The following is a 13,663-nucleotide window of genomic DNA, read 5'->3' as shown; positions in this document are numbered from 1 at the left end:
ACAAAGGAGCTTGCAATGCGTGTTTCGTCCGGCTTGACCCTCACCGCGGCCCTGGCCGCACTGGCCCTCACGGCGGGCTGCAACAGCCTGAGCGGGTCTCAGGGCGGTGCTGAAGGCAAGGCGGTCGCGCGCCTGCAACCGACCGCGGGCAACACCACCAGCGGCAGCATCACGTTCGAGCAGCAAGGCCACCATGTGCTGGTGGTTGCCAAGGTCAGCGGCCTGAAGCCCAACCAGGAACACGGCTTCCACGTGCATGAGAAGGGCGATTGCTCGAGCCCGGACGCCACCAGCGCCGGCGGCCACTTCAACCCGAACGCGGCACCGCACGGCGACGCCACCAGCGGTCCGCATCACGCGGGCGACATGCCCAACCTGAAGGCCGACGCCAACGGTGTGGCCGAGGCGCGTTTCGAGCTGCACGGCGTCACCGTGGTCGGCTCCGGCGCCACCGACCTGCTCGGTCGTGGTGTCATCGTGCACGCCAACCGCGACGACTATGTCTCGCAGCCGGTCGGCAACGCCGGCGCGCGGCTGGCCTGCGCCGTGGTGACGCCGGCCTGAGCCTGCGCACCGGCGCCGGTGCTTGTCACGTGCCGAACAGCGTGATCGGCCGCGAACTTCGATAATCTCGCCTTTCGCCACACGATCTCGCCTTTTGGCTTGCGGCCCGCCGGCTGCGGCCCTGTTGTTGTTCCAGGCATGCAAGCACTCCAACTCTACGCCGGGCCGCGCGCCCTGCAGCACCTGCGCGAGCGCGGCCTGAAGCCGCGCGACGTGCGTGTCGTCGCCGGCGCCGCCGGTGGCCCGAAGGGGCTGATCCTGAGCCACCTGGACCGGCAGGTGTTCGGCTCGTTCCTGGCCGGCACGGCACATGGTGTGCACCTCGTCGGCGCGTCGATTGGCGCCTGGCGCATGGCCACCGGCGCGCTGCCGGAGCCGGGGCGCCACTTCGAGCGCCTGGCGCGCGAATACATCCACGAGCGGTACGACCCCGAGCCGGGCCGCAAGACGCCCAGCGCCGAGCAGGTCAGCCGCCGCTTCGCCGAACAGCTCGACGACTTCTTTTCGGGCCACGTGGCGTCGTTGATCGCGCACCCGCGCTATCGGCTGCACATCGTCACCTCGCGCGGGCGCCATGTGCTGGGCCGCGAAGGCCGCTGGCGCACGCCGCTCGGCTACCTGGGGGCGGTGATCAGCAATGCCGCCAGCCGCAAGGCCTTGAGCGCATGGCTGGAGCGGGTGGTGTTCTCGTCGCCGGGCGAAGCCCTGCCGGTCAACCTCAGCGATTTGCGCCACCGCACGGTGCCGCTCAGCGAGGCCAACTTCCAGCCGGCCTTGCTCGCGTCGTGCTCGATCCCCTTCGTGCTGAAGGCGGTGCACGACATCCCCGGCGGCCCGCCGGGTGCGTACTGGGACGGCGGCATCACCGACTACCACTTGCACTGGAACTACAGCTCCATCCTCGACGCCGCGCAAGCACAGGCCGAGGAGGAGGGCGGGGGCCTGGTGCTGTACCCGCATTTCCAGCAGTCGCTGGTGCCCGGTTGGCTCGACAAGGCCTGGCGCTCGCGCCACCGTGCCACGGCGTATCTGGACAACGTCATCGTGCTGGCGCCCAAGGGCCCCTGGGTGCAGAGCCTGCCCAACGGCAAGCTGCCCGACCGCAACGATTTCGCCCGCTACGGGCGCGACCATGATGGCCGCGTGCGCGACTGGACCCGCGCGCTCGGCGAAAGCGAGCGCCTGGCCGACGAGTGGAACGAGTGGCTGGCGCGCGGGGCCCCGGTGGACGAGGTGTTGGCGCTCTAGGCGTCAGGGGCAGCGGGAGGTGACGCCCGCCGCCCGCGAACCCGTGACGCGTTTTCAGCGTATCGTCGACGCCGCCACGCGTGCGCCGACCTGCAGCTCGTGTCCACCGAGCTTGAGGGCCGCGGTGGCCTGCAGGGCTTCTTGCGCCGCGATGAACGGTGCGAACGGCGGCAGCTGCTCGACCGGCAGGTGCAGTTCGAGCACGCCCGGCAGATGCGCGGACTCGTCGAAGTAGCAGCACAGGGCCCGCGCCAGCTGGCCCGAGGTCTCGGCCCGCTCGACCCACAGCCGTTGGCGCGGCCCGAAGCCGCGCGACATCGACTCGATCGACGGTTCGATGCCGAACACCGACGCCTCGACCCGGTTGCCGAAGTACAGCCGCTGTCGTGTCGCGCACATGCCGTGGCTGGCGTTGTTGAACACGATCCACAGCACCGGTAGCCCCAGCTCCACCGCCGTGTGCACTTCGGCACCGTTCATCAGGAAGGCACCATCGCCGCACAACACGACCGTCGGCCGCCTGGCACCGGCGTACCGGTGTCGACGTGCCAGCTGCACGCCGATGGCCGAGGCCACCCCGTAGCCCATCCCCCCCATGCCGAGTGCGATCGAGGCGTGGGTGCCCAGCGGTGCGTCCAGGTAGTGGGCCGCGGCGGCGGCGCAATTGCCGGCATCGAACACCAGGTGGACGTCCTGCGGCAAGTGACGGCTGATGGTCTGGACGGCTTCGCTGGTGAGCAGCGGGCGGTCGGCTGCAGGGGCGGGAGACGGCGGGTGCCGGCTCAACCGATACCCGGCCGGGGCCTCGAAGCGCAGCGCCCGGCTGCGCAGCAGCGGATTGAGCGCTTCGAAGAGCACGGCCGGCGCCATCTCCAGCAGCAGATCCGGCTCCAGTTCGCGCGGCACGTCGGTCAGCGACCGGTTGACCATCAGCAGTGGCAGGCGCCGCAAGGTGTGGCCTAGCGGGCCCAGCGTCATCGCGTCGAGCTGTGTGCCGGCGGCGATGACAAGATCGGCCTGCTCGGCGAGGTAGCGATGGGCCGAGGGATGCCCGGCGACGCCGATGCAGCCCAGGTACTGCGGGTGGCGGTGAGGGAAGGCGGCGATGTTGCCCAGGGTCGTGACGACACCGATGCCGGTCGCCGCAATGAACGACTGCAAGGCCTCGCCGACCCCCTGGCGCGCGGCCGCTTCACCGAGCACCAGCACCGGGCGGCGCGCAGCCCGAAGCAAGTCCCACGTGCGTTGACATTGCCGCTCCGAAACCACCGGCGCCCGGGTTGCGCCAGGGCCATCGACCTGATGGAGCCAGGACGGCGGCGGGCCGACCTCGGCGTCCATCAGGTCGCGCGGCAACAGCAGGGCGCTGGCGCCTTGCCGGCCGTGCAGGGCATGTTGCAGGCATTCCTCGAGTGCCGGCCAGAACAGCTCCGGACGCGAGATCTTCGCCGCGTAGCCCGTCACCGCGCGCCACAGCTGCAGCGCATCGACGTTGTGGCCCTTGCCCGACGAGTCCTGAAACCCCCCTTGCCCTTCGGTGAGCAGCGGCGGCTGGCCGACCAGCGCCAGCAGGGGCACTGCCGACGCCTGCGCTTCGGCAACGCCGGCGGCCAGGTTCAGCATGCCGCCGCCCGAGGTGGCACAGCACACGCCCAATGTGCCGCTGGCGCGCGCATAACCATCGGCCATGAAGGCAGCACCCGACTCATGCTTTGCCAGCACGGAACGCAACCGGGGGTCGTTGGCGCGGTGCACCGCATCGTGCAGGTGTTCGATGTTGGCGCCCGACACGCCGAACAGGTAGCGCACCTCCAACGCCAACAGGGCGTGAACCATTGCATCGCACAGCTTCATGGCACCTCCTCGATCGCTGGGACGAAGGCGGCGGCCGCCATCAATGCACTCGCCATCGCACGGCGGCGGCGCCCGCATAGTCCCCGGCATGCGAGAACCCGCCGATCAGCAGGACGTCGCCCGGCCGCAGCACGCCGCGCTCGCAGGCCTTCTCGATGCCGATGGGCACGGCGGCGCCGAACAGATTGCCGTAGTCGTCGAAGGTGTCCACATGCCGGCTCTCCGGCATCTCGATCGCTTCGCGCCAGTTGCGCAAGAAGGTGCGGTTCGGCTGGTTGGTCACCAGGCAGGCGACGTCCGATGGCGCGAGCCGCGCCTCGTCCAAGGCCGCCCGCAGCACGTCGGGCACCATCCGGTTGCCACGCGCGATGATCGACGCCAGCTTGGACTCGCTGAAGTCGAGGTTCAGCGGCTCGGCGCGCGGCTCCCACCAGGCGGGCCCGCCGCCGCAGCTGCGCATGTCTTCCGCGAAGTCGGGATAGTTGCGCGTGACGATCGACAGCACCGGCGCGCTGTCGTCCGCCCTCACATAGGCGACACCGCAGCCATCGCCGGGCACGGCGGATTGCGGCAGGCGCCGGTTGCGCTCATGGGCGAACACGCGTCCGGCGGCGGTCTGCACGTTGGCGATCAGAGCTGAGCGCGCCCCCGTGGTGGCAAACAGCGCGCGGGCCTGCTCGAGCATGAACACGAAGGAGATGCAGCCGCCGTTGGCGAGGTCGACGATCTGCCGGGGGCGCACCCCCAGCCGCTTCGCGACCACCGCACCGCAGCCGGTGAAGGGCTCGTCGGGCAACGAGACGTTGGTCAGGATGACGTCGATGTCGCGTGTGACGTCGAGGTCGAGCCGGTCGATGATGCGCTGGGCCGCGCGGGCGATCATCCCGCTGGCCGTGTCGTCGGCGCCCATGTGCCGCCGCGAGCGTGTGCCGCGGAACATCGGGTGTTCGGGCGCATCGGATTGGCTGGTGAAATAGTCGTTGTCGACCAGCGTTTCCGGTAGGTCGGAGGCGACGTCGACGAGGCTGATCTGAACTGGGCTCATGCGGTCACCTCCGAGGCGGCGACGGCGGGAGTGCCGAGCACCGGCAGGCCGTGCGCATGGCGGTGTTCCAGGATCAGCTTGAGGTTCTGCAACTCCACCGTGTGCCCGGCGTAGAACATCGGCCAGGCATCACCGACCCAGAAGTTGCGGCCGGGCACCGCGGTCTCGGGATAGGGGTTGCGCGTGTAGAACGGATGGTGGCAGTTGACCCACAGGACGACCGATCCGGGCTTGTCCAGCACCAGCTGCGCCGGCACGACGCGCATCAGGTAGATCATCCAGAGATGGTCGGGCTGGTCCCAGGCGCAGTGGTAGTCGACGGTGAGCGCTTCGCGGTTCGCGACGGTGCGGCAGAAGCACGGCGTCGTGCCACCGATCTGATCGGTGAAGCGATAGAGATCCGGCTCGCCATGGAGCATCGGGTTCCGCAGGCTGTACGTCCACTCGGCGAGCTTTTTGGTATCGGCAAGATATTGAAACGTATCCTCCGGAGGGCAATTGATGTAGCCCTGGATCGGGCAATAGTCGCCGTAAATTTGATCATGAGGATAAACAGAATGTGTCAGCTCGAGACACAGGTTCTGCATTTCATTCTTGTGAAAATTCTCGACTCTTCTGAGACCTTCGATTGCTAAATCCATGAGTATCTTTCAAGGGTGGGTAAAAACTGCGGGCAAAATTTGCGAGGCGCCAAATCGATGGTTTTATGGGCAAGCGCATCCGTCGCGTAGGAGCCGGTAAAGCCCCAACGTGAGCACCTGGACGAGGAGGACGGTCGCTTCAGCGGCGGCCTCGCATAAAGCAACGGAAACGCAACGGAAACGCTGGAGAGAATTACGGCAATGAATAGAACCTGCGAGTTTGGCTGGGCGGAGTGAGGGCCTGGGTGGTGGAATCAACCAGCACCACCGGACGCTTTATTCTCACTGCGAGGACGCAGCGTATCGGGCATACCCTAGGGTCACAACTATAAGGTTTGCCAGGGGGGTTCAGATCAAATCAGAGCGGTGCTCCCGCGGCCTGCGGCGATCTGTGATTCTCTTTTCAGCGAACGAATCCGCTATCACGTCGGACTTACCTGTCGATATGACCGGCGAGAACTTGCGGCTCATCGAGGTCGTAAGACTAGAGCTGGGAAAGTGTCATGAGTCGACCCGGATGAAGATCAGGCCCGGGGTCGACGGCAATGTTGAGTGACGCGACGACACCGCAGGCGACGCCGAGATGCGCCGCTGCTTACACTAGCCGTTCAACCCGCCACCCAGAAGGCGGGGGAGCCTCTACATGGGTTTGAGCACCAGTCTGTTTTTGATCGCCTTGCTGATCGCCACCAGCGCGTTTTTTTCGATCGCCGAGATCTCGCTCGCCGCCGCACGGCGGTTGCGGCTGCAACAGATGGCCGACGAGGGGGAGGCGCGTGCGCAGCGCGTGCTCGACGTGCAGGAGCAACCCGGCAACTACTTCACAGTGGCCCAGGTCGGGCTGAACGCCGTGGCCATCCTGGGCGGCATCGTCGGCGAAGGCGCATTGACGCCCTACATCGCGCAAGGCCTGACGCATGTGATGGACGTCGAAGCGGCCCAGACCACGGGGTTTCTGTTGTCGTTCCTGGTGGTCACGTCGTTGTTCATCCTGTTCGCCGACCTGTTTCCCAAGCGCCTGGGCATGACGCAGCCTGAGCTGGTGGCCATTCGCGTGGTGGCGCCGATGCTGTGGTGGACCGCGCTGCTGAAGCCGGTGGTGTGGGTGTTCAACAGCCTGGCCAACGTGCTGTTCAAGATCTTCGGCCTGCCGGCCAAGCGCGACGATCGCGTCACCTACGACGACATCCTGGCGCTGACCGAGGCCGGTACCCAGTCGGGCCTGTTGCTGGCGCAGGAGCAACAGGTCATCGCCAACGTCTTCGAGCTCGACATCCGCACCGTCGAGAGCGCGATGACCTCGCGCGAGCGCATCGTCTACTTCCTGCTCGACGACCCGGAGGAGCAGATCCGCGCCCGCATCGTGGCCGAGCCGCACTCGACCTATCTGGTGTGCGACGAGCACATCGACCAGGTGGTCGGGTACGTCGATGCGGCCGACCTGTTCCAGCGGGTGCTCAAAGGCGAGTCGATCCGGCTCAAGGGCGAGGGCTCGGAAGGTTTGCTGCACAAGCCGCTGATGGTGCCGGACCGCATCACACTGTCGGAGATGCTGACGCAGTTCCGCCAGGCACACGAAGACTTCGCGGTCATCGTCAACGAATACAGCCTGGTGGTCGGCGTGATCACGTTGAATGACGTGATGAGCACGGTGATGGGCAGCCTGGTCGGGCCGCACAGCGACGAAGAGCAGATCGTCCGCCGTGACGATGGCTCATGGCTGATCGACGGCGTCACGCCCATCGTCGACGTGTTGCGCGCCATCGAGCTCGACGAACTGCCGCATCAGGGCCAGTACGACACGCTGGCGGGCTTCCTGATGGTGATGCTGCGACGCATCCCGCGGCGTACTGACAGCGTGACCTGGGGCGGCTACAAGTTCGAGGTGATGGACGTTGACAGCTACCGCATCGACCAGGTGATGGTGACCAGGCTTGCCGCCGCCGCCACCGTGGCGGGCGGCAAGCCGGCCGTGGGCGAGCGCCCGGGGCTTTGAACCCGGGCGCTGCCTCGAGCCTTAGTGGCGGCCGGCCGCCCGGACCACCGAGGCGTCGTCCAGCGTCAGCTGCTCGACCCAGCCGCGCAGATGCGCCAGGTGATTGGCTTCCTGGCGCATCGCCAGCTCGAAGCGCGACGCGATCTCGTCATGACCGGCCGCCTCGGCCAGCCGGATCAGCAGCTCCCAGGCCGCGTTGTCGAGCAGCTCGGCATCGAGCATCACGTGCAGGGCCTGCAGCACCGAGGTGCGCGGATCGTTCATCGCTTGCACCAGGCCCAGGCTCTCGACGCCGACCAGGTCGGCGCAAGGCGTTTGCGCGGTCGGATCGGCCCCGAGCGTTTCGAGGGCTTCGGCCACCAGCGCGAAGTGCTCGGCCTCTTGTTGGCGGAACTGCGTCAGCAGTTCGAGCGCGCCGTCGGGCAGCTGGTGCGGCGCGGCGGTGCACTTGACCAGCAGGCCGTCGTACAGCCGCACGCCGCCGCGCTCGAAGGCGAGCCGCTCGCCGAGCTTGTCGACGAAGGTCTGCGGGCGCTTGCCGGTCATCATGTCCATGCCCGACTTGAGCATGCCTTTCATGGTGCCGGGCACGGGCACCGAGCCCAGCCCTTGGTCATCGTTCATGTAGGCCTGGCGCACCGTGGCGTAGCCCAGCTCGGAAGGCACCGGGTCGAGCGCCTCGGTGCCGGCCTGCATGCGTTCGCTGTCAATGGGGGACATCTGCACGCCGGTGCGGTTGCGGCCCAAGGGGGTTTGCTCTTGCATCTGGAACTCCTGTATCTCTCGTGGGGTGGGAATGCCGGGAGGCGAGGCGTGAACGGCCTCAAGCCGCGCGGCGGATCAGTTCGGTGCCCGGCTGCCAGCGGTAGCCGTCCGCCACCTGCTGTGTCGGCGAGCCGTCGGCGTTCAGCTGGCGGCGGTAGGCCAGCGAGCGTTCGGGCTCTTGCGACTTGTCGACGAACAGCGGGCCATCGGCGCGCAGGTCGACCTCGTTGGCCAGCACCTTGCGCACGAACTCGCGCTGCGAAGCGATCGGGATCGGGTCCGGCAGGGCCTTGGGCAGCACCTCGGCGGCGTCACGCCCCTCATGCCGCTCGAACAACTCGATCACGTGGTGCAGCTGGCCCAGCTCGTAGTCCAGGAAGCGTTCCCAGATCGCCTTGATGCGCGGGTTGCTCTCCTGCACCGCGCAGCTGTGGTAGTTGTAGACCTCGGTCGCCTCGTGCAGCAGCCACTTCTCGAGCCAGGTCTCGGTCGGGTCGATGATGGATTCGTACTGCGTCGTGTGCTGCTCTTCGATGGCTGCGATCTCGGCGTAGAGCAGACGCGCCATCGGGTCGCTGAACAAGGGGCCGACGTTCATGTAGTAGTTGTGGGTCTGCTGCTCGGCCGCCATGATGGTCAGCGCGTGCAGCTTGGAGAGCGGGTCGGCGGTGAGCTTGTCGTAGGGGTTGCGCAGGTCGTCGAGCGGATGGCGGTGCTCTTCGGCGGTCGGCCGGCCCGGCAGGATGTCGGTGTAGCTCTGCAGGATGTTGTTCGCATCTTTGCCTTCGAGCCGGTCGAGCAGCGCCGAGTAGCGATACATGTGGTCGAAGTCTTCGAGCAGGCCGAAGCGGTAGACCTGGGCCAGATAGGGGTCGGGCTCGCGCAACGCGACGCCAGCGGTGATGTCGATCGCCACCTGCTCGTAGGCGATGGTGGTTTCGAGCGGTGAGTGGTCGGCGCCGAGCAGCCAGTTGATGGTGGTGGCCTGGAACTGCTCGACACGGCGCAGCTGCGCGAGATCGGCTTGCAGTGCCCGGTTCATGCGGGCGCACGAATGCGAAAAGCGCAGGGCCTCCATCTCCAGCCCGTTCATCAGGATGATCCGCACGCGGGTGTAGGCGTCGTCGTCGAGCTTGCTGATGGGTCGCTGCACCATGTCGCGCCAGGTGAAGCGCTGTCGGTCAAGCGGACAACCGCGATTGTCGAAAAGCGTCAAGGCCATGGGAACCTCCTATGTCTGGGTGGGAATGTCGTCCGGCGAAGCGGTCCCGGGGACGAGCTTCGGATCGGATTTCGTCCGATCGTCCGAACGCTGTCCCGAAAGGCCTGCAACGTGCGTTCCCATTCGTCAGGTGACATGCGGCAGCCTCGCCTGGCGCCCGGCCGGATCGGCGGGAGCCGCGAGCCGATGGTCTTGGTGCCGGGTCGTACAGGCCGTGGCGCCGGTGCCAGCCGTCTGCCGCGCGGCGCCAGCGTTGAACACGGTGACCTCGTGCGCGCGTAAGCCTTACAGGCGCAAGGTGGCGGTGCAGTGGCAACGCAGGAGGTCCGGGCCGCCTTGTTCGTCAGGTGAGCGATACACCCACGCCCGATACGGGCGGTTGGGGTAGGCACGTTGCCCGCTTCGCCGGCTCACATCGAACTCTCGAGCATGGCCCGGTAGTCGTCTTCGGTCGCCAGCCGTGGATTGGTCTTGTGGCAGTGGTCGACCATCGCGCCCGCGATGACCTTGCCGAACAGGCTGCGGTCCACACCCATCGCGGCCAGGCCGGCGGGCAGCCCGAGACGCGCGTTCATCTCGCGGACGGCATCGGCGACGGCGTCGGCCGAGGACAGCCCCATGGCATGCGCCATACGTTCGAGGCGTCGCTCGCGCCGCACCGACTCCGCTTCCGCATTGAAACGGATCACGGCGGGCAGAAACACCGCGTTCAGGCTGCCATGGTGCAGCCGCGGGTTGGCGCCGCCCAGGCTGTGGCTCAGGCTGTGCACGCATCCGAGGCCCTTCTGGAAGGCCATCGCCCCTTGCATCGACGCGCTCATCATCTGCCGGCGTGCTTCGCGGTCGCTGCCGTCGCGCGTCGCGCGCTGGATGTGGGCCCAGCCGCGTTCCAGGCCGTCGAGCGCGATGCCGTCGGCGGGTGGGTTGAAGGCCGCCGACAGAAAGGTCTCGATGCAGTGCGCAATCGCGTCCATGCCAGTGGCCGCGGTCAGGGTCGGGGGCAGGCCCACGGTCAGCCCGGGGTCGCAGATGGCGGCCTTGGGCACCAGATGCCAGGAGTGGAAGCCGAGCTTGCGCCCATCGTCGACGATGATGATGGCGCCGCGCGCCACTTCACTGCCGGTGCCGGCGGTGGTCGGCACGGCGATCAGCGGCGCTGCCTTCGCGGTGATGCGAGGGCTGCCCCCTTCGATGGTGGCATAGGTCGTCAAGGGGCCCGGATGTGTCGCCGCGATCGCGACACCTTTGGCGAGGTCGATGCTGGAGCCGCCGCCCACCGCCACCAGACCATCGCAATCGTGCTCACGGTAGACCTTCAAGGCGGCGCGCACGGCGGCCTCGGTCGGATTGGACGGGGTGCCGTCGTAGATCGCCTGCGGCGGCTGGCCCCCCCAGGTGTCGAGCGCCTGTTGCAACACGCCGACGGCACGCACACCCACGTCGGTGACCACCAGCGGCCGACGGATGCCGACACGCTCGCACTCTTGGGGCAGCAGTGCGATGGCACCGTCGTCGAACTGGATCTGGGTGATGTAGTGGATCAGGGCCATGGGGTGGAGCGCGTCGGGCGCGCCGTACAGATGTGAATGAAGACCAGTATGCTTGCCCTGTTTCAAGATGCCATGAGGAGACACCATGACAGGATCGGTCTTGCGCTCGGCGATCGCCCCCTGGCTCGCGCTCGCACTGGCGCTCGGGTCGGCCGGGGCGTCGGCGGCCTGCCCGTCGAGCGCCGACGCGGCCCTGCTGGTGTCGCGCTACATGAGCCTCGCGCCGGCGGACAACCCGGCGCCGATGTCACTTGAAGATGCCGAATGCGGCCGCACCAAGGTGGTCGGCTTCCTCGAACAGCAGCTCGGACGCCGTGCCGGCTACAAGGCCGGGCTGACCAATGCTGCAGTGCAGAAGCGCTTCCGGCACGACCGCCCGGTGCGCGGTGTGCTGTTCTCGGCCATGCTGCTGCCCGACGGCGCGCAGTTCCCGGCCGGCTTCGGCGCGCGCCCGTTGTTCGAGGCCGACCTGTTGCTGCGGGTCAAGAGCCCGGCCCTGCACGAGGCTCGTACACCGGCCGAGGCGCTGCAACATCTCGACGCCGTGATTCCCTTCATCGAATTGCCCGACCTGGTGGTGCAAGACCCCACCCAGCTCGAGGGTGCCGGCATCACCTACATCAACGTCGGCGCCCGCTGGGGTGTGATGGGCGCGCCGATCAAGACGTCGCCGGCCATGGTCGACCAGCTCGCCAACATGATCGTCAAGGTGCTCGACGGCGAGGGCCGCGAACTCGACCGCGGCCGCGGCACCGACGTGCTGGGGCACCCGTTGAACGCCGTGCTGTGGCTGGCCGCTGATGTGCAACGGTCCGGCGGCCGGCTGCAGGCGGGCGACCTGCTGAGCGTCGGGTCGTTCTCGAAATTGCTGCCGCCGCGGCCCGGTCTGCGGGTCAAGGTCGTCTACGAAGGCCTGGAAGGCGGGCCCGAGGTGGGCGTGAGTTTCCGTTGATGAGGTGCGTGTGACGTCCTGTTTGACCCCCGCGATGAGGCAGTTGATCGAGCGCATCGAGCGCGCCGGCCGGCCGCCGTTCCACAGCCTTGAGCCGGCCGAGGCGCGGCGCGTCTACGAGGCGGCCGCCGAGATCCTCGATTTGCCGCGCGCGCCGCTGCCGCGTGTCGAAGACCTGCAGTTGCCCGCCGACGATGGCACGCCTTTGCGCGCGCGCCTCTACGCGCCCACCCGCGAGCGAGTCCCGGTGCTGCTCTACCTGCACGGCGGCGGCTTCACGATCGGCAGTGTCGAGACGCACGACAGCCTGTGCCGCCAGCTGGCCTTGCGCAGCGGCGCGGCCGTGCTGTCGCTCGACTACCGCCTGGCGCCCGAACACCGCTTCCCCACCGCCGTCGACGACGCCTGGGGGGTGCTGCGCCGCTTGCCGCAGCAGGCCGGCGAGCTGGGGCTCGACGGCAGCCGGCTGGCGGTCGGTGGCGACAGCGCCGGCGGCACGTTGGCCGCGGTGTGCGCCATCCTGGCCCGCGATCAGGGCCTGCCGCTGGCGTTGCAGCTGCTGATCACGCCCGGCACGGCGGCGCATCAAGACACGCCGTCACACGCCCGCTATGCCCACGGTTATGTGCTGGAGAAGCCGTCGATCGACTGGTTCTTCGCGCAGTACATCGACGCGGCCCAACGCAGCGACTGGCGCTTCGCGCCCTTGATGGCCGACGACCTGGAAGGTGTGGCGCCTGCCTGGGTGTGCCTCGCCGAATGCGACCCGCTGGTGGACGAGGGCCTGGCCTATGCCGACCGTTTGCGCATGGCGGGTGTGCCGGTCGGGCTGGACCTGTGCCGCGGCATGACACACGACTTCATCAAAATGGGGCGGGCGTTGCCCGAAGCGGTGGCCGCCCAGGCTGCGGCGGGGGCGGCACTGCAGGAGGCCTACGCGCGATGAACCGCACCGACTTTCGCTTCTTTCATCGGCTGCGCGTGCGGTGGGCCGAGGTGGACGGCCAGCACATCGTGTTCAACCCGCACTACCTGATGTATGTCGACACGGCGATGTCGGACTATTGGCGTGCACTGGCGATGCCGTATCCGCAGGCCTTTGCGCCGTTCGGCGGCGACCTCTATGTCAAGAAGGCCAGCCTCGAATACCACGCGTCGGCGCGCTACGACGACCACATCGATGTGGCGATCCGGTCGCAGCGGCTCGGCAACTCTTCGATGCTGTTCACGCTGGCGATCTTCCGGCTGGACGAGTTGCTGGTGACCGGCGAACTGGTCTATGTCTATGCCGACCCGAAGACGCAGAGCTCGACGCGGGTGCCCGACGCGCTGCGCGATGCCCTCGCCGCCTACGAGGCCGGCGAGTCGATGCTGGAGGTGCGGGTGGGCGGCTGGGACACCCTGGGCGCCGATGCCGAGCTGGTGCGCACCGAGGTCTATATCGACGAGCAGCGCATCCCGGCCGACATGGAGTACGACGAGGTCGACCTGGCCTGTGTCCACGCCGTGGCCTACAACCGCCTGGGCATGCCACTGTCGACCGGCCGGCTGCTGGAACACGTGCCGGGCGTCGCGAAGATCGGTCGCATGGCGACCCGGCGCACGATGCGCGGCGGCGGGGCCGGGCGGGCCGTGCTCGAAGCCTTGATGGAGGCCGCCCGCGAGCGCGGCGACCACCAGGCGGTGCTGCACGCGCAAACGACCTCCGCCCCGTTTTATGCGCGCGCCGGGTTTGTTGCGCGCGGGCCGGAGTACGACGACCTGGGCGTCGCCCATGTCGAGATGGTGAAGCGCTTGTAGGGCTGGTTGTCGAGCCGCGTTGTCGG

The 13,663-nt window shown here is 67.9% G+C and carries 12 protein-coding genes; 6 read left to right on the top strand and 6 right to left on the bottom strand.

All coding sequences use genetic code 11. The annotated features are described in order from the left end of the window. The first annotated feature begins 15 nt into the window (after nucleotides 1-15). On the top strand, nucleotides 16-564 hold the full coding sequence (locus AAW51_RS14240) for a superoxide dismutase family protein (RefSeq protein WP_047195140.1): 549 nt from the start codon (nucleotides 16-18) through the stop codon (nucleotides 562-564). Nucleotides 565-702: 138 nt separating this feature from the next. Further along, complete coding sequence (locus AAW51_RS14235; RefSeq protein ID WP_047195139.1) at nucleotides 703-1,812, top strand: patatin-like phospholipase domain-containing protein; 1,110 nt, start codon at nucleotides 703-705, stop codon at nucleotides 1,810-1,812. A 54-nt stretch (nucleotides 1,813-1,866) separates the two neighbouring features. On the opposite strand, the gene AAW51_RS14230 is transcribed toward AAW51_RS14235, so the two are convergent. The 3 genes from AAW51_RS14230 to AAW51_RS14220 are packed head-to-tail and all read right to left on the bottom strand — an operon-like array spanning nucleotide 1,867 to nucleotide 5,352. Beyond that, nucleotides 1,867-3,666 carry a thiamine pyrophosphate-binding protein gene (locus AAW51_RS14230; RefSeq protein WP_053013573.1) on the bottom strand — a complete coding sequence of 600 codons (1,800 nt, stop codon included), beginning with the start codon at nucleotides 3,664-3,666 and terminating at the stop codon, nucleotides 1,867-1,869. Between the two features lie 40 nt (nucleotides 3,667-3,706). Then, nucleotides 3,707-4,711: a 3-oxoacyl-ACP synthase III family protein gene (locus AAW51_RS14225; protein ID WP_047195138.1), complete on the bottom strand. Its 1,005-nt coding sequence runs from the start codon at nucleotides 4,709-4,711 to the stop codon at nucleotides 3,707-3,709. Further along, nucleotides 4,708-5,352, bottom strand: coding sequence for a hypothetical protein (locus tag AAW51_RS14220; RefSeq protein WP_047195137.1), 645 nt, complete (start codon nucleotides 5,350-5,352; stop codon nucleotides 4,708-4,710). Before AAW51_RS14220 ends, AAW51_RS14225 begins: the two co-directional genes overlap by 4 nt. Before the next feature lie 643 nt (nucleotides 5,353-5,995). Between AAW51_RS14220 and paeA the strand changes: the two genes are divergently transcribed. Beyond that, entirely contained in the window at nucleotides 5,996-7,348 is a 1,353-nt protein-coding gene (gene paeA / locus AAW51_RS14215; RefSeq protein ID WP_047195136.1) for a polyamine export protein PaeA, read from the top strand. A 21-nt stretch (nucleotides 7,349-7,369) separates the two neighbouring features. Here the strand turns inward: paeA and AAW51_RS14210 are convergent, their stop codons facing one another. From AAW51_RS14210 to AAW51_RS14200, 3 genes are all read right to left on the bottom strand, one after another. After that, a complete protein-coding gene (locus tag AAW51_RS14210) occupies nucleotides 7,370-8,113 on the bottom strand; it encodes a ferritin-like domain-containing protein (RefSeq protein WP_047195135.1) in 744 nt (247 codons plus the stop codon). Between the two features lie 58 nt (nucleotides 8,114-8,171). Then, a complete protein-coding gene (locus tag AAW51_RS14205) occupies nucleotides 8,172-9,335 on the bottom strand; it encodes a hypothetical protein (RefSeq protein ID WP_047195134.1) in 1,164 nt (387 codons plus the stop codon). Nucleotides 9,336-9,745: 410 nt separating this feature from the next. Then, complete coding sequence (locus AAW51_RS14200; RefSeq protein WP_047195133.1) at nucleotides 9,746-10,885, bottom strand: iron-containing alcohol dehydrogenase; 1,140 nt, start codon at nucleotides 10,883-10,885, stop codon at nucleotides 9,746-9,748. Nucleotides 10,886-10,970: 85 nt separating this feature from the next. Here AAW51_RS14200 and AAW51_RS14195 point away from each other — a divergent pair, with 85 nt between their 5' ends. Genes AAW51_RS14195 through AAW51_RS14185 form a run of 3 tightly spaced genes read left to right on the top strand, consistent with a single transcriptional unit; the run spans nucleotide 10,971 to nucleotide 13,637 of the window. Beyond that, nucleotides 10,971-11,837 (top strand): 2-keto-4-pentenoate hydratase, encoded by an 867-nt coding sequence (locus AAW51_RS14195; protein WP_047195132.1) that lies wholly within the window; start codon nucleotides 10,971-10,973, stop codon nucleotides 11,835-11,837. 34 nt (nucleotides 11,838-11,871) lie between these two features. Beyond that, nucleotides 11,872-12,783: an alpha/beta hydrolase gene (locus tag AAW51_RS14190; RefSeq protein WP_047195131.1), complete on the top strand. Its 912-nt coding sequence runs from the start codon at nucleotides 11,872-11,874 to the stop codon at nucleotides 12,781-12,783. Then, on the top strand, nucleotides 12,780-13,637 hold the full coding sequence (locus AAW51_RS14185; RefSeq protein ID WP_047195130.1) for a YbgC/FadM family acyl-CoA thioesterase: 858 nt from the start codon (nucleotides 12,780-12,782) through the stop codon (nucleotides 13,635-13,637). Before AAW51_RS14190 ends, AAW51_RS14185 begins: the two co-directional genes overlap by 4 nt. Nucleotides 13,638-13,663 lie beyond the last annotated feature (26 nt).

It is taken from the genome of Caldimonas brevitalea, assembly GCF_001017435.1.
Classification (GTDB): Bacteria; Pseudomonadota; Gammaproteobacteria; order Burkholderiales; family Burkholderiaceae_C; genus Caldimonas; species Caldimonas brevitalea.
This window is presented reverse-complemented; position numbering and strand designations above follow the sequence as displayed.